Source organism: Nonomuraea sp. NPDC003804, assembly GCF_040610675.1.
GTDB lineage: Bacteria > Actinomycetota > Actinomycetes > Streptosporangiales > Streptosporangiaceae > Nonomuraea.
In genome coordinates this window covers 19,905-33,616 of sequence record NZ_JBEXMT010000011.1, presented here as the reverse complement: position 1 = coordinate 33,616, position 13,712 = coordinate 19,905, and the positions used below count along the sequence as shown (strand labels likewise).

17 protein-coding genes are annotated in these 13,712 nt (G+C 71.1%); 11 read left to right on the top strand and 6 right to left on the bottom strand.

Going from position 1 to position 13,712, the window contains the following annotated elements:
• The first annotated feature begins 14 nt into the window (after positions 1-14).
• Positions 15-395 (top strand): hypothetical protein, encoded by a 381-nt coding sequence (locus tag ABZX22_RS17025; protein ID WP_354909612.1) that lies wholly within the window; start codon positions 15-17, stop codon positions 393-395.
• 138 nt (positions 396-533) lie between these two features.
• Here ABZX22_RS17025 and ABZX22_RS17020 read toward each other — a convergent pair whose 3' ends face one another.
• Together ABZX22_RS17020 and ABZX22_RS17015 are read right to left on the bottom strand one after the other, a co-directional pair.
• The gene (locus ABZX22_RS17020) at positions 534-2,252 is read right to left on the bottom strand and encodes a hypothetical protein (RefSeq protein WP_354909609.1); all 1,719 of its coding nucleotides are present in this window, start codon (positions 2,250-2,252) and stop codon (positions 534-536) included.
• 144 nt (positions 2,253-2,396) lie between these two features.
• The gene (locus ABZX22_RS17015; RefSeq protein ID WP_354909607.1) at positions 2,397-3,113 is read right to left on the bottom strand and encodes an IclR family transcriptional regulator; all 717 of its coding nucleotides are present in this window, start codon (positions 3,111-3,113) and stop codon (positions 2,397-2,399) included.
• A gap of 63 nt (positions 3,114-3,176) precedes the next feature.
• Between ABZX22_RS17015 and leuC the strand changes: the two genes are divergently transcribed.
• The 4 genes from leuC (at position 3,177) to ABZX22_RS16995 (ending at position 5,809) form a co-directional block, all read left to right on the top strand.
• Positions 3,177-4,562, top strand: coding sequence for a 3-isopropylmalate dehydratase large subunit (leuC, locus tag ABZX22_RS17010; protein WP_354909604.1), 1,386 nt, complete (start codon positions 3,177-3,179; stop codon positions 4,560-4,562).
• 40 nt (positions 4,563-4,602) lie between these two features.
• Positions 4,603-5,190 carry a 3-isopropylmalate dehydratase small subunit gene (gene leuD, locus ABZX22_RS17005; RefSeq protein ID WP_354909601.1) on the top strand — a complete coding sequence of 196 codons (588 nt, stop codon included), beginning with the start codon at positions 4,603-4,605 and terminating at the stop codon, positions 5,188-5,190.
• The gene (locus ABZX22_RS17000; protein ID WP_354909598.1) at positions 5,169-5,408 is read left to right on the top strand and encodes a hypothetical protein; all 240 of its coding nucleotides are present in this window, start codon (positions 5,169-5,171) and stop codon (positions 5,406-5,408) included. Before leuD ends, ABZX22_RS17000 begins: the two co-directional genes overlap by 22 nt.
• 101 nt (positions 5,409-5,509) lie before the next feature.
• On the top strand, positions 5,510-5,809 hold the full coding sequence (locus tag ABZX22_RS16995) for an HU family DNA-binding protein (RefSeq protein WP_354909596.1): 300 nt from the start codon (positions 5,510-5,512) through the stop codon (positions 5,807-5,809).
• Positions 5,810-5,897: 88 nt separating this feature from the next.
• Here the strand turns inward: ABZX22_RS16995 and ABZX22_RS16990 are convergent, their stop codons facing one another.
• Positions 5,898-6,101, bottom strand: a complete 204-nt coding sequence (locus ABZX22_RS16990) for a hypothetical protein (RefSeq protein WP_354909594.1) — start codon at positions 6,099-6,101, stop codon at positions 5,898-5,900.
• A gap of 57 nt (positions 6,102-6,158) precedes the next feature.
• Here ABZX22_RS16990 and ABZX22_RS16985 point away from each other — a divergent pair, with 57 nt between their 5' ends.
• Positions 6,159-7,391 carry an MFS transporter gene (locus tag ABZX22_RS16985; RefSeq protein ID WP_354909591.1) on the top strand — a complete coding sequence of 411 codons (1,233 nt, stop codon included), beginning with the start codon at positions 6,159-6,161 and terminating at the stop codon, positions 7,389-7,391.
• Here ABZX22_RS16985 and cofC read toward each other — a convergent pair.
• A complete protein-coding gene (gene cofC, locus ABZX22_RS16980; protein WP_354909589.1) occupies positions 7,363-8,001 on the bottom strand; it encodes a 2-phospho-L-lactate guanylyltransferase in 639 nt (212 codons plus the stop codon). The two genes, ABZX22_RS16985 and cofC, sit on opposite strands and share 29 nt — an antisense overlap.
• Positions 8,002-8,080: 79 nt before the next feature.
• Here cofC and ABZX22_RS16975 point away from each other — a divergent pair, with 79 nt between their 5' ends.
• The 4 genes from ABZX22_RS16975 to ABZX22_RS16960 are packed head-to-tail and all read left to right on the top strand — an operon-like array spanning position 8,081 to position 11,851.
• Entirely contained in the window at positions 8,081-8,791 is a 711-nt protein-coding gene (locus ABZX22_RS16975; protein ID WP_354909587.1) for a lysophospholipid acyltransferase family protein, read from the top strand.
• Positions 8,792-8,796: 5 nt separating this feature from the next.
• On the top strand, positions 8,797-9,807 hold the full coding sequence (locus ABZX22_RS16970) for an NAD(P)H-dependent glycerol-3-phosphate dehydrogenase (protein WP_354909585.1): 1,011 nt from the start codon (positions 8,797-8,799) through the stop codon (positions 9,805-9,807).
• Positions 9,804-10,745 carry a PLP-dependent transferase gene (locus ABZX22_RS16965; protein ID WP_354909583.1) on the top strand — a complete coding sequence of 314 codons (942 nt, stop codon included), beginning with the start codon at positions 9,804-9,806 and terminating at the stop codon, positions 10,743-10,745. Before ABZX22_RS16970 ends, ABZX22_RS16965 begins: the two co-directional genes overlap by 4 nt.
• An 11-nt stretch (positions 10,746-10,756) precedes the next feature.
• Entirely contained in the window at positions 10,757-11,851 is a 1,095-nt protein-coding gene (locus tag ABZX22_RS16960) for a D-alanine--D-alanine ligase family protein (protein WP_354909581.1), read from the top strand.
• 88 nt (positions 11,852-11,939) lie between these two features.
• Here the strand turns inward: ABZX22_RS16960 and ABZX22_RS16955 are convergent, their stop codons facing one another.
• Positions 11,940-12,362: a DUF3515 family protein gene (locus ABZX22_RS16955; RefSeq protein ID WP_354909578.1), complete on the bottom strand. Its 423-nt coding sequence runs from the start codon at positions 12,360-12,362 to the stop codon at positions 11,940-11,942.
• Positions 12,359-12,592 (bottom strand): Lrp/AsnC ligand binding domain-containing protein, encoded by a 234-nt coding sequence (locus ABZX22_RS16950; protein ID WP_354909576.1) that lies wholly within the window; start codon positions 12,590-12,592, stop codon positions 12,359-12,361. The genes ABZX22_RS16955 and ABZX22_RS16950 overlap by 4 nt, the downstream gene beginning before the upstream one ends.
• Before the next feature lie 113 nt (positions 12,593-12,705).
• On the opposite strand from ABZX22_RS16950, the gene ABZX22_RS16945 reads away from it, so the two are divergent.
• Positions 12,706-13,683, top strand: coding sequence for a thiamine-phosphate kinase (locus ABZX22_RS16945; protein WP_354909574.1), 978 nt, complete (start codon positions 12,706-12,708; stop codon positions 13,681-13,683).
• Positions 13,684-13,712 lie beyond the last annotated feature (29 nt).

The window sequence follows — 13,712 nt, the reverse complement described above, 5'->3', positions numbered from 1 at the left end:
TCAGGAGGTGCCGAATGGCGATCATCACCCCGTGGATTCCCGGCCCCGCCGCGGCCCACGACCAGCCCGTGCAGGTCATGGCGTCGCGCTTCGAACTGCGCAGCCTGTGGCACGTGCCCGGCTTCCTGTTCCAGTCGATGCGCATCCTGCTGCAGGCCCGGCGGAGCCCCGGCGCGGTCGGCGCCACGCTGAAGGCCGCCCCCCTGCGCCGGACGTTCTGGACCCTGTCGGCCTGGACGTCCGACGAGGCCCTGTCCACCTTCGCCCGCAGCCAGCCGCACCGCAGCATCATCGGCGCCTACCGCGACCGGATGGCGGGCTCCACGTTCAAGTTCTGGACCGCCGAGCGGCCGGCGGACTGGGCCGAGGCGCACACCCGCCTGAAGGAGGGGTGAAGGCCCGCCGGCCGCACCCGGCCCTCACCCGGACCCCACCGGTCGCCACGGCCACCTCGCCGCCGCGACCAGGCAGGTGATCCTCCGCCCGGAGACGCGCAAGCCCCCCGCCGGGCACCGGCGGGGGGCTGCGCAGGGTCAGGAGGTCGAACGGGCCTTGAAGAGCGCTCGCTTGGCCGCCTTCGCCACATGCTTGTCCGGGTGGACCTGCGAGATCAGCTCCAGCAGCTCCTCCACATGCGCGTGCGGGATCTTCCAGATCACCTCGAGCAGGTTGTTGAGCAGGTCGGGCCCGATGTCACGCAGGCTGCTCACGAACTCCGCCCGCCCGAGACCGGCGGAGATCGTCCACATGTCCAGGATGAGCCAGTGGGTGTCGTCCTGGGTGGGCTCGGGAGCGCCTTCCACCTCCAGCTGCGTCAGGTGGGTGGCCGCGTACGGGCGCAGCGAGGGCTCCTTCAGCGCCGCCTGCCAGGCCGGGATCGCGTCCTCGCCGAGCGTGCCGACCACGCTCGCCGCCTGGACCCTGATCAGCGCGTCGGTGTCGTCCTCGCCGGCCGCCTCCAGCAGCTCGCGGGCGGCCTCGCCCGGCTCGCGCAGCTCCATCCACGCCGCGAACTCCGCGTCGGCCTCGTCCTCGGGCAGCTCGGCGCTGAAGGCCAGCAGTTCGAGGGCGGTCATCGCGTCGATCGCCGGGCGGGCGTCGAGCTCGATGTCGGCGTCGTCGACCAGGTGCACGACGCCCTCGGTGCCGAGGGGAGTGAGCGTGACCTCGTCGCCGGTGACGGTGAGCATGCCGTACCCGACGAGCCAGTCGAGCACCGGCGCCAGCGGGTCGCCGTAGTGGTCGCGGGCGGCGGCCCAGGCGTCGGCGCCGAGCTCGTCGATGTCGGCGGCGGCCTCGGCGAGCTCCTCACGCAGCGCGGCCAGCCCGCGCGAGCCGCCGCCCAGCAGCAGGCGGACCAGCAGCCCGCGGCTGAGGCCGCCGAGCGCCATCGTGAGGTCGTCGTCCTCCAGCTCGGGGTCGCCGTAGTCGACGGAGTGGAGGCCGAGCATCCAGGCGTCGAGCACGTCCTCGTCGTCGTCGAAGGGCCACTCGGCGGTGTCGTCGTCGACGCTGACGGTGTCGTCGCCGTCGGGTTCGAGGAACTCCAGGTCGACCGCGAGGTTCCAGATGTTCCACAGCTGGGGGACGGCCTTGGACAGCGAGCCCTCGGTCGCCGGCCTGGGCAGGCCGATGACGGCCAGCGCCTCCTCCACCTCGGCGTCGGACAGCAGGCTGTCCTCGCCCACCTCGCGCGCGTCGCCGACCCAGACCGCGAGGTCGCGGGCCTTGGCGATGAGCGGGACGGCCCGCGCCGCGGCGGCGAGCTCGGCGTCGGGGCGCAGCCGGATCGTGGGCAGGTCGGCCAGGTCGTCGGCGAAGGGCTCGAAGTCGCCGAGGTCGCCGGTCTCCTCGCGCACGTCCTCGTCGTCGTCGATGAGGTCCTCCATGGCCTCGACGAAGTCGTCCTCCAGATCGTCGAGCTCGTCGAGCAGATCATCGAGGGAGTCGGAGCCCTTGGCCAGCTTGTCGGTGTCCGACAGGAAGGTCAGATAGGCGCGCACCGCGCCGATCATCCCGTCGGCCGCCTCGTCCGGATCCTCGACGACCTTGGGCATGCGGTCGAGCAACACCGTCCTGAGGTCGGCGCGGCGCCACCGGGCGACGTCGTCGGAAGCGGACAGCCGGTGCCACAGCGCGGCAGGGCCGACCAGGTCGGGGTCGCTGGCCGGGGCGTGTTCCCGTGCCCACACGATGAACTCTTCGAGCAGGGGACGCAGCTCATCGGCGGCTAGCTCGATGCGATCTGTCACCCACTCAGGCTAGTGCGCTCCGGCTGCGGTCGGCCCACGAAATCGACGGAGCGCCGATCACGAAAAGTCGCGAAACGGGGGGACGGAGCGCGTGGGAGCGCGTCCAACCGCTCCCACACCGGTCATCCCGTACGGCACGCGCGGTCAGTTGGCCCGGCGCATCGCCTCGGTGATCCGTTCGGCGGCGGCCATGACCGGCACCGCGTGCAGCCTGCCGGGCGTGCGGGTCAGGCGCTCGATCGGTCCGGATACCGAGACGGCCGCGACCACCTTGCCGCCCGTGCCCCTGATGGCCGCCGAGACGCTGGCGACGCCCTGCTCACGCTCGCCGACGCTGTGGGCCCAGCCGCGCCGCCGTACGGAGGCGAGGGTCGCGGCGGTGAACTTGGCCCCGCGCAGGCCCCTGTGCAGCCGGTCGGGCTCCTCCCAGGCCAGCAGGATCTGCGCGGCGGACCCCGCCGTCATCGGCAACGCCGAGCCCACGGGGACGGTGTCGCGCAGGCCGCTGGTGCGCTCGGCCGCCGCGACGCAGACACGCTCGTCTCCCTGGCGGCGGTACAGCTGCGCGCTCTCGCCCGTCAGGTCCCTGAGCTGGGTCAGGACGGGCGAGGCGACCGCGAGGAGCCGGTCCTCGCCGGCCGCGGTGGACAACTCCGACAGTCGCGGGCCGAGGACGAAACGGCCCTGCGTGTCGCGGGAGACGATCCGGTGATGCTCCAGCGCGACGGCCAGCCGATGCGCCGTGGGACGGGCCAGTCCCGTGGCCTGCACGAGCTGGGCGAGCGAGGCCGGGCCCGCTTCGAGGGCGTTGAGCACGAGAACGGCCTTGTCCAGTACGCCGACTCCGCTAGAGTTGTCCATACACCGATACTGCCGTCTCGACATATGAGAAGGCAAGTCGGGGCAATCTCAAGGAGGAGATCAATGGGCCGCACACTCGCGGAGAAGGTCTGGGAGCAGCACGTCGTGCGGCGTGCCGAGGGTGAACCCGACCTGCTCTACATCGACCTGCACCTCGTTCACGAGGTCACCAGCCCGCAGGCCTTCGACGGCCTGCGCATGGCGGGACGCAAGGTGCGCAGGCCCGATCTCACCATCGCCACCGAGGACCACAACGTCCCGACCGTGCTCGGCCCGATCTCCGACCCCGTCTCCAAGACGCAGGTCGAGACGCTGCGCAAGAACGCCGCCGAGTTCGGCGTCAGGCTGCATCCCATGGGCGACGCCGGCCAGGGCGTGGTCCACATCATCGGCCCGCAGTTCGGCCTGACCCAGCCGGGCATGACGATCGTGTGTGGCGATTCTCACACCTCCACCCACGGCGCCTTCGGCGGCATCGCGTTCGGCATCGGCACCTCCGAGGTGGAGCACGTGCTGGCCACGCAGACGCTGCCCGCCTACCGCCCGAAGACCATGGCCATCGAGGTCGGCGGCGAGCTGCCGGTGGGCGTCACGGCGAAGGACCTGATCCTGGCGATCATCGCGAAGATCGGCACCGGCGGCGGCCAGGGCTACATCGTCGAGTACCGCGGCGAGGCCATCCGCAAGCTCTCCATGGAGGGCAGGATGACCATCTGCAACATGTCCATCGAGGCGGGCGCCCGCGCCGGCATGATCGCGCCCGACGAGACGACGTTCGCCTACCTGAAAGACCGCCCCCACGCCCCCAAGGGCGAGGCGTGGGACCAGGCCGTCGAGCACTGGAAGTCGCTCAGGAGCGACGACGACGCCGTCTTCGACAAGGTCGTGGAGATCGACGCCACGACGCTGACGCCGTTCGTCACCTGGGGGACCAACCCGGGACAGGGGCTCCCGCTGGGCGCGGCCGTACCGTCGCCCGAGTCCTTCGCCGACCCCATCGAGCGGTCGGCGGCCGAGCGGGCGCTGGAGTACATGGGTCTGACGGCCGGCACGCCGCTGCGCGAGATCGAGGTCGACACCGTCTTCGTCGGCTCGTGCACCAACGGGCGCATCGAGGACCTGCGGGCCGCGGCCGACATCCTGCGCGGCCGGCAGGTCAAGACCCGCACGCTGATCGTGCCCGGCTCGATGCTGGTGAAGCTGCAGGCCGAGAAGGAGGGCCTGGACGAGGTGTTCGAGGCCGCGGGCGCGGAGTGGCGGCAGGCCGGGTGCTCGATGTGTCTCGGCATGAACCCCGACACGCTCGCCCCGGGCGAGCGCAGCGCCTCGACCTCCAACCGCAACTTCGAGGGCCGGCAGGGCAAGGGAGGCCGCACCCACCTGGTCTCGCCCGCGGTCGCCGCGGCCACGGCCGTGACGGGCCGGCTGACGGCTCCGGCGGACCTGTAACCCTCTCCGGCCTCACCACACGACTTCAAGGACAGCCACGATGGACGCTTTCACCACGCACACCGGCACGGCGGTGCCGCTGCGCCGCAGCAACGTCGACACCGATCAGATCATCCCCGCCGTCTGGCTCAAGCAGGTCAGCCGTACCGGCTTCGAGAAGGGCCTGTTCTCCGCCTGGCGCGAGGACCCCTCCTTCGTCCTGAACGACCCGGCCTACCAGGGGGCAAGCATCCTGGTCTCCGGCCCCGACTTCGGCACCGGCTCCTCGCGCGAGCACGCCGTCTGGGCGCTGCAGCAGTACGGCTTCCGCGTCGTGATCGCCGCCAGGTTCGGCGACATCTTCCGCAACAACTCCACCAAGATGGGCCTGCTCCCCGTCGTCCTGCCGGGCGACAGGGTCGAGGCGCTGCAGGCGGCCGTCGAGGCCGACCCGAACCTGCCCGTCACCGTCGACCTGGCCGAGCGGCAGGTCCGCTGGGCCGGCGAGGTCGTGGCCTTCGAGATCGACGACTACACCCGCTGGCGCCTGATGGAGGGCCTGGACGACATCGGCCTGACCCTGCGTCACGCCGACGACATCACCACGTACGAGAATGGTCGGCAGTCATGGCTGCCGACGACCGTCTAGAGGACGACGAACTGGCGCGGCGGTTGCGCGAGGCGCACCGCCGCGTCCGCCTGCTGCCCACGGCCCACCGAGAACGTTTCGCGCGCCGATACCTGGCCATCTGTGATCTCGCCAAACGTGATCCCGAACGTGCGGCGACCCGGTTGGCGACCTTCCTCGCCGAGCTGAACAGCGAATCCGACACGCCGGGTGCCCAAAAAAACGCGTCTGGTGATTGAGTTCCTTCGCAATCCCCCTTTAGATTCAACCCGTAAGGGGTTTCTCGACCGTTGGACTCGTTGCTGGAACCCCGAGCCGTAACAGGGGGAGCGAAACCTACATGAACAAGCGGGAACTCGTCGACGCCATCGCGGACCGGGTGGGCGACAAGAAGACGGCGACCGAGGCCGTGAACGCCATTCTCGACGCCATTCAGAAGGCCGTCGCGAGTGGCGACAAGGTCTCGATCACGGGCTTCGGCGCGTTCGAGATGGTCCACAAGCCGCAGCGCACGGCCAGGAACCCGTCGACCGGTGCTGAGATCAAGGTGGCCGAGAGCTGGGGGCCGAAGTTCCGTCCTGGCTCGGACTTCAAGGAGCTGGTCAACGCCGGAGGCAAGAAGGCCGCCAAGAAGAAGTAAGTAACTACGGAGCGCCCGGACACCCGATAAGGGGGTCCGGGCGTTTTATTTGCGAAATCCAGGTGTGCTATTTGCGTAAGCGGGCCGCTCAGCCGGGCACCGGGAAAGTCGACAGCGTGACATAGGTGATCTCCTCTCCGGAGACGCCGAGATTCACACGCTGTCCCGTACGCAACAGCCGTAGCGGCCCCGCGTCGAACGCCTCCGCGCCGAACTCCAGCACACTTCCGTCGTCGAGGAACACCGACCCCGAACGGGTCTCCGGATCGAAACTCCGCACCGTCGCCTGCACGAGCCCCAGCGTAAATCGTTTGACCCCCGCACAGGGAACCGGTGAGGATCCCGCTTCGTGCCCGTTGCGCAAAGCGTCTGGCGGAACTCCGCCTTCCGGCGGCTGGTCGGCGCCGACGTCCTCAGCCAGTTCGGCACCCAGGTGACGCTGGTGGCCCTGCCGCTGACCGCCCTGCTGGTGCTGGACGCGACACCGTTCCAGCTCGGCCTGCTCACCGCCGCGGAGATGGCCGCCTTCCTGGTCATCGGCCTGCCGGCCGGCGTGTGGGCGGACCGGATGCGCCGCCGTCCCATCCTGGTCGCCGCCGACGGCGTGCGCGCGCTGGCGCTGTTCAGCGTCCCGGTGGCGGCCTTCGCCGACGTGCTGACGCTCGCCCAGCTCTACGCCGTCGCGCTGGTCATCGGGGTCGGCACCGTCTTCTTCGACGTCGCCCACATGAGCCTGCTGCCCTCGATCGTCCGCAAGGACGGCCTGTCCACCGGGATCGGCACCCTGGAGACGCTGCGCAACGCCGCCTGGCTGGCCGGGCCCGGCTTCGGCGGCTGGCTGGTCCAGGTGCTCGCCGCGCCCTTCGCGCTGCTGGCCGACGCGATCTCGTACGCCTGCTCGGCGCTGGTCCTGTCGACGATCAAAGCCGACGAGACCTCTGCCGCCCCGGCGGAGCGCAGGAGCGTCAAGGCCGAGGTCGCCGAAGGGCTCAGATACGTGCTCGGCCACCAGGTGCTGCGCCGCGTCGCCCTGGTCGGCGCGCTGAACATGCTCACCAACGGCCTGTGGGCGATCGTCCAGCCGCTGTTCCTGGTGCGCGAGCTCGACCTCGGCGCCGGAGCCTACGGCCTGATCGTCTCGGCCGCGGGCGCCGGCGGCGTGCTGGGCGGCGCGCTCGCCCCGAAGATCGTCGCCAGGTACGGCAACGGCGGCGCCATGTACGGCGGCGCCGTCCTCGCCGGGCTGTTCCCGCTGATCGGCGGGTTCGCCGGCGAGGGATGGCGGGTCCTGCTGTACCCGCTGGGGCTGTTCCTGATGCTCGTCGCCGCGGTCGTCTTCAACGTCGCCCAGAGCAGCTACCGCCAGGCCGTCACCCCCGACCACCTGCGCGGCCGGATGAACGCCAGCATGCGCTTCCTCATGTGGAGCGCGATGCCGGTCGGCGGCCTGCTCGGCGGCCTGCTGGCCGAGCGGGTGAGCGTGGGCGTGCTGCTGTGGGTTGCCTGCCTCGGCACGGCGACGGCCCACCTGCCGGTCATCGTGTCGCCGTGGATCAGGCGTCTGCGAGCCGAAGCCGGCTGACCACCTCGGCGGTGTGCGGGCCGAGGCCCAGCGCGATGGCCGCGCGCAGGTCGTCGGGGGTGTCGACGTCACGCCTGACCGACTCGATGCCCTCCAGGGTCAGCTCCTTGGCTCCGCCGGCCAGGTGCTTGGCCCTCGACTCGCCGCCGAAACGGGGGGTGAACGGCACGCCGGGCCGTACGCCGTAGAAGGTCGTGCCGACGTCGAGCGCGTCCGGCACGAACGCCTGGTCGAACTCGGCCGCCGCCTCCAACACCGTGGCCAGCTCGGCGGGGCGCAGGGCGGGCAGGTCGGCCTGGAGGGCGCCGACGGCGTCGCCAGGCGCCAGCCGTACCGCATGGGCGGCACCCGCGCGCAGCGCGGTGTTGAGACCGCGGTCGGGGTCGGGGACCACCACGGCCCCCAGCGCGGCGAGCGGCCCTGCGGCGCCCTGGTCGGCCGTGACCACGATGACTCTGGCCACGGGCGCGGCGGCCAGCGCCGCCGACAGCGTGTCGCCGGCCACCGCGACCGCGAGCGCGGTCCGGTGCGGCCCGGTCGCCGCGGCCAGCCGGCTCTTGGCCGCTACCAGCGTCTTCACCGGGATGACGAGTGACCAGCGGATGCTCATAGGCTTAAGCATCTCGTCTCGACATCCCGAGCGGCCAACCGGGAGACTTGGGGCGCAGTCGTCTGTCTTGGAGGAGTTCATGAGCCGCCCCGGCCGACCATCCCGCCCTTGGGAGACCTTCGCGGTGGTGATCGTCAAACCGCTCTCGTGGCTGCTCGTCAAGAAGGACTGGCGCAGGGGCGAGCTGATCCCGAAGACCGGCGGGCTCATCATCGCGACCAATCACCTGTCGTGGACCGATCCCGTTCTCATCGCGCACTTCCTCTACAACCACGGGCGCTGGCCGGTCATTCTCGCCAAGGCGTCGCTGTTCAGGGTGCCGTTCCTGGGCGCCGCGGTGCGCGCGCTGCAGGCGATCCCGGTGGACCGGGGCACCGCCGAGGCCGCCCGGTCGCTGGAGATCTCCGAGCAGCGGCTGCGCGACGGGGGCGCGATCATGTTCTACCCCGAGGGGACCGTCACCCGCGATCCCGGGCTGTGGCCGATGGTCGGCAAGACCGGCGTCGCCCGCCTGGCGCTGCAGACGGGGGCGACCGTCATCCCTGTCGCCCACTGGGGTGCTCACGAGCTGTTGCCCTACGGGGAAAAGAAGCCGAGACTCTTTCCTCGCAAGACGTTCACCGTACGGGTCGGACCTCCCGTCGACCTGTCGAAGTACGAGGGGCAGCCGTTGCGAGGTCCGGTGCTGCGTGAGGCGACCGCCGACATCATGGCCGCGATCACCGTTCAACTGGCGGAAATCAGGGGAGAGAAAGCTCCGGAGACCCCCTACGACCCGGCAGGGCGGTGAATCAGATGACCAAGGCCGCCGTTTTCGGCACCGGCTCGTGGGGCACCACGTTCGCCATGATCCTGGCGCGTGCCGGCGTGCGGACCACGCTGTGGGGCCGCCGCCCCGAGATCGTCGAGGCGATCGACCGCCGCCACGAGAACCCCGACTACCTGCCGGGCGTCCTGCTGCCCGAGACGCTGCGCGCGACGACCGACCCGGCCAGGGCGCTGGACGGCGCCGACTTCGTGGTCCTCGGCGTCCCCTCGCAGACGCTCAGGGAGAACCTCACCCTCTGGAAGCCCCACCTGCCGGACGACGCGGTGCTGGTCAGCCTGATGAAGGGCATCGAGCTCGGCACCACCAAGCGGATGAGCGAGGTCATCTGCGAGGTGGCCGAGGTGCCGCAGGAGCGGGTCGCGGTCGTCTCCGGCCCCAACCTGGTCGGTGAGATCGTCAGGGGCCAGCCGGCGGCGACCGTCGTCGCCTGCCCCGACGAGCGCACCCTCGAACGCCTGCAGGAGGCCTGCCACGTGCCGCCGTGGTTCCGGCCCTACACCAACCCCGACGTCGTGGGCGTGGAGCTGGGCGGCGCGGTCAAGAACGTGATCGCGCTGGCGGTGGGCGTCGCCGTCGGCATGGGCATGGGCGACAACGTGGCCGCCATGCTGATGACCCGCGGGCTGGCCGAGATCTCCCGGCTGGGCGCGGCGCTCGGCGCCGACCCGCACACGTTCGCGGGCCTGGCCGGCATGGGCGACCTGGTCGCCACCTGCACCTCGCCGCTGTCGCGCAACCGCACGTTCGGCGAGAACCTCGGCAAGGGCATGACGCTGGCCGAGGTCGTCGCGGTCACCAAGCAGACGGCCGAGGGCGTCAAGTCCTGCGAGTCGGTGCTCGAGCTGGCCAGGAAGCACGACGTGGAGATGCCGATCACCGAGGTGGTGGTGGGCGTGGTCCACGACGGCATGACCCCCGAGGAAGCCGGGGTGCTGCTGATGTCGCGCACCCCCAAGCCGGAGAGATACGGCGTGTGAGAGAGAACACCCGGTGCGTCCGCGCGCCCGCCGGGGGCGGGTACGCCACGGCCGTGGCCGCCCTCGAGGGCGTGGCCGCGCCAGAGAACGTGGCAGGCAAGACGTTCGCCTCGGGCGATGCCGCCCTGGCCGCCGTCCTGCTGACGTTCCTGCGCGGCGGCTCGCACGTGATCGCTCCCGCGCCTGGGGCCGGCGTGCTCGCCAACGTGCTCGGCAGGTTCGGGGTCAGCGCCGACTTCGTCGACACGGGTGACCTGTCGGCCGTACGGCAGGCCGTCCGCGGCAACACGAAGATCATATACGTCGAGACGCTCTCCGACACCGCCGTGGCCGACCTGCGCGGGCTGTACCGCCTGGCCAGGGAGGCCGGCGCGATGCTCGTGGTCGACTCCACACTGGCCACGCCGATCGTCTGCCGCCCGCTCGAACACGGCGCCGACCTGGTCATCCACTCGACCGGCACGCTCCTCGGCGACCGCGAGGGCGGCGTCGTCGTCGGCCGCCACGACCTGATGCGCAGGCTCACCGACGACCTCGGCGCGCCCCTCTCGCCCGCCGACGAGGCCGCGCTGCTCGGCGCGCTGGAGACGCTGACGCTGCGGGTCAGGCGCAGGTGCGCGACCGCCATGGAGTTCGTCGCGGCCGTGGCCAAGCATCCCGGCGTGGCCGCCGTCGACTACCCGGGCCTGCCCCACCATCCGGGGCACCACCTGGCCCGCCGGCTGTTCGACTCGGGACCCGAGGGCACGCGGTTCGGTCCGCGGGTGAGCGTCACGCCGCGCGGCGACGCCGACGACCTCGTCACGTCGCTGCGGCTGATCGGCTGCAGCACCTCCGCCGTCAGGCAGGGCGCCGCCGTACGCTTCACGATCGGGCTCGAGGACGTCGAAGATCTCGTGGCGGACGTGACACGAGCCCTTGACTCCCAAGCAGGGTAGATTCGGGCGACATGAGCAAGCCACGCGTCGCGGTCGTTTTCGGTGGTCGCAACTCCGAGCACGCCGTCTCCCTCATGGGGGCGGGCAGCGTACTCGAAGTGATCGACAGGTCCAAGTACGAGGTGATCCCCATCGGGATCGCCCAGGACGGCCGGTGGGTGCTCGCCGCGAGTGACCAGCGGTTCGCCATCGAGGACGGCGAGCTGCCCGTGGTCGACACCTCGGGCGCCGAGCTGGCCCTGCCGTCGGGCGAGGGTGCGCTGGTGACCTACGAGCAGGGCAGCATCCCGGTCGAGCTCGGCACCGTCGACGTCGTCTTCCCCGTCATGCACGGCCCCTTCGCCGAGGACGGCACGATCCAGGGCCTGCTGGAGATGGCGGGCGTGCGCTACGTCGGCTCCGGCGTGCTGGCCAGCGCCGTCGGCATGGACAAGGCGTACATGAAGGCCATCCTCGCCGCCGCCGGGCTGCCCGTCGGCCGCCACGTGGTGGTGCGCGAGCGCGACTGGCGCCTCGACAGGGAGCGCGTGGTCAAGGAGGTGGAGGAGCTCGGCTGGCCGGTGTTCGTCAAGCCCGCCCGCGCGGGCTCCAGCCAGGGCATCTCCAAGGCCCACGACCGGGCGTCGCTGGAGGCGGCGGTCGAGCACGCCCGGGTGCACGACCCGAAGGTGCTGGTCGAGGCGGCGATCGTCGGCCGCGAGATCGAGTGCGCGGTGCTGGAGTCGCTCGGCGACGAGCCGCCGGCCGCCTCCGTCCCCGGCGAGGTGCTCGTGCAGGGCGGCCAGGAGTTCTTCGACTTCGAGGCCAAGTACTACCCGGACCAGATGTCGCTCGACGTGCCCGCGGACATCCCGGCCGGCAAGGCCGAGGAACTGCGGGCGATGGCGGTGCGGGCCTTCGAGGCGCTCGGCTGCGAGGGGCTGTCCAGGGTCGACTTCTTCTACACCCCTGACGGGCGGCTGATCCTCAACGAGATCAACACCATGCCCGGGTTCACGTCGCTGTCGGTGGCGCCGCAGCTGTGGGCGGCCACCGGGCTCGACTATGGGCAGCTGGTGGAGCGGCTCATCCAGCTCGCGCTCAACCGCCGCGCCGGGCTGCGCTGAGCCGTTCCGCGCCCCTGGCCGGCGCTCGGGGGCTGTTCCCCGGGGCCGGCGTCAGGGGGCGCGTCTCCAGCCCCCGGCCGGCCCCCGATCAGCCGGTGGCCTTCTTGACGGGCTCGGCCAGGTCGATCAGCACGCTGGACGCCTCGTGCGTCTTCGCGATCGTCACCTCGACATAGGCGGTGTCGGTCACCGCCGTGAACAGCGTCGGCGTCGTGGGGTCGGCGAACCAGCCCACCCCGTCGAGTTCGAGGAGCTGGTCGGTGGCGGCCATCCGGGCAGGCCGCGGTACCCCGCACCGCAGCGCGATCTCGGCCGAGCCCCAGACGGCGACGTACGGCGACTCGGGCGTGGAGGCCACCCGCCCCGCCCCGTCGACCTGCTGGGGCAGCAGGCGGGAGAGCTTCGTGCACGCCGCCACCGCCTCCCCCTGGGGGACGGGTGGTTCGACCTGGACGGCGCCGCCGCACCCGGCGAGCAGGACCAGCGCCAGGACGGCGACGCCTCGCTTCATATGTGGACGATAGGGCACGTCAGCGTACGCGTTATCCCCTCGACCGCCTGGATCTGGGCGACGACCAGCTTGCCGAGCTCGTCCACGTTGCGGGCCTCGGCGCGCACGATCACGTCGTAGGGACCTGTCACGTCCTCGGCCTGGGTGACCCCGGTGATGCCCGAGATCTCGCGAGCCACTGCGGCGGCCTTGCCGACCTCGGTCTGGATCAGGATGTACGCCTGCACCATTACGTCCTCCCGGGCGATTGGATCAGCGCCGAAGGGCCACCGTACCCTGTGTGCCACCTCATGAGAAACGTGGGTTCTGTCCATGCCGTACGGTGGCTGGCGTTTTGGTGGGCATGTCTCTTATGAGTAGGAGGTGCGTCATCACAGTCGGAGATCTCGGCGAGTTCGGAGTTGTAGCACGCATTGCTCGGCGCTTGCCACAGGGCGAGAGCGTGCTGCTCGGTCCTGGTGACGACGCCGCGGTGGTGAAATCGCCCGATGGGCGGGTCGTAGTGACAACGGACTTGTTGATCGAGGGTAGGCACTTTCGCCGTGATTGGTCCAGCGCGTATGACGTAGGCAGGAAGGCCGCAGCACAGAATCTTTCCGATATTGCCGCAATGGGGGCTGTTCCCACCTCGCTCGTGGTGGGGCTCGGCATGCCGGGTGACGTTCCCGTGGAGTGGGTCGACGGGCTGGCCGACGGGTTCAGGGACGAGTGCGCGCTGGTCGGCGCCAGCGTGGTCGGCGGTGACATCGCCCGCTCCGAGCGCGTGGTGATCGGCGTGACCGCGCTGGGCGACCTCGCGGGGCAGGCGCCCGTCACCCGTGCGGGAGCGCGCCCCGGCCAGGTGGTCGCCTACGCGGGGCGGCTGGGCTACGCGGCCGCGGGGCTCGCCGTGCTGGACGCCGGGATCGTTCCGGCCGCCGGGCCGCTGCTGGAGGCGGTCGAGGCGCACCGGCGGCCGCGACCGCCGTACGAGCGAGGTCCTGAGGCGGCCCGGCTGGGCGCCACGGCGATGCTGGACGTCAGCGACGGGCTGCTGCAGGACCTCGGACACGTGGCCGAGGCGAGCGGCGTGGGCATCACCCTCGATCCCGCCGCCTTCCCCGTCGGCGAGCCGGTCTCAGCCGCCGCGAAGGAGCTCGGGACCGATCCACTCGACTGGGTGCTCACGGGTGGCGAAGATCACTCTCTGGCCGCGGTCTTCCCCGCGGAGGTACGGCTTCCGCCCCACTGGACCGTCGTCGGCCACGTGACCGAGGGGGCGAAGGTACAGGTCACCGGACGCGCGATGGGACCCGGCGGCTGGGATCACTTCAGAGCGTGAAAGAGCCGTTCCGAGAAGATACCCTCGGG

What these genes read in the sequence shown, in the direction of transcription:
- ABZX22_RS16960 (WP_354909581.1), top strand. Translation starts at nt 10,757, where the DNA reads ATGAGCAAGCCACGCGTCGCGGTCGTTTTCGGTGGTCGCAACTCCGAG.
- ABZX22_RS16945 (WP_354909574.1), top strand. Translation starts at nt 12,706, where the DNA reads ATGTCTCTTATGAGTAGGAGGTGCGTCATCACAGTCGGAGATCTCGGC.
- leuC (WP_354909604.1), top strand. Translation starts at nt 3,177, where the DNA reads ATGGGCCGCACACTCGCGGAGAAGGTCTGGGAGCAGCACGTCGTGCGG.
- ABZX22_RS17015 (WP_354909607.1), bottom strand. Translation starts at nt 3,113, where the DNA reads ATGGACAACTCTAGCGGAGTCGGCGTACTGGACAAGGCCGTTCTCGTG.
- ABZX22_RS16995 (WP_354909596.1), top strand. Translation starts at nt 5,510, where the DNA reads ATGAACAAGCGGGAACTCGTCGACGCCATCGCGGACCGGGTGGGCGAC.
- ABZX22_RS16975 (WP_354909587.1), top strand. Translation starts at nt 8,081, where the DNA reads ATGAGCCGCCCCGGCCGACCATCCCGCCCTTGGGAGACCTTCGCGGTG.
- leuD (WP_354909601.1), top strand. Translation starts at nt 4,603, where the DNA reads ATGGACGCTTTCACCACGCACACCGGCACGGCGGTGCCGCTGCGCCGC.
- ABZX22_RS17000 (WP_354909598.1), top strand. Translation starts at nt 5,169, where the DNA reads ATGGCTGCCGACGACCGTCTAGAGGACGACGAACTGGCGCGGCGGTTG.
- ABZX22_RS16955 (WP_354909578.1), bottom strand. Translation starts at nt 12,362, where the DNA reads ATGAAGCGAGGCGTCGCCGTCCTGGCGCTGGTCCTGCTCGCCGGGTGC.
- ABZX22_RS16950 (WP_354909576.1), bottom strand. Translation starts at nt 12,592, where the DNA reads ATGGTGCAGGCGTACATCCTGATCCAGACCGAGGTCGGCAAGGCCGCC.
- ABZX22_RS16970 (WP_354909585.1), top strand. Translation starts at nt 8,797, where the DNA reads ATGACCAAGGCCGCCGTTTTCGGCACCGGCTCGTGGGGCACCACGTTC.
- cofC (WP_354909589.1), bottom strand. Translation starts at nt 8,001, where the DNA reads ATGAGCATCCGCTGGTCACTCGTCATCCCGGTGAAGACGCTGGTAGCG.
- ABZX22_RS17025 (WP_354909612.1), top strand. Translation starts at nt 15, where the DNA reads ATGGCGATCATCACCCCGTGGATTCCCGGCCCCGCCGCGGCCCACGAC.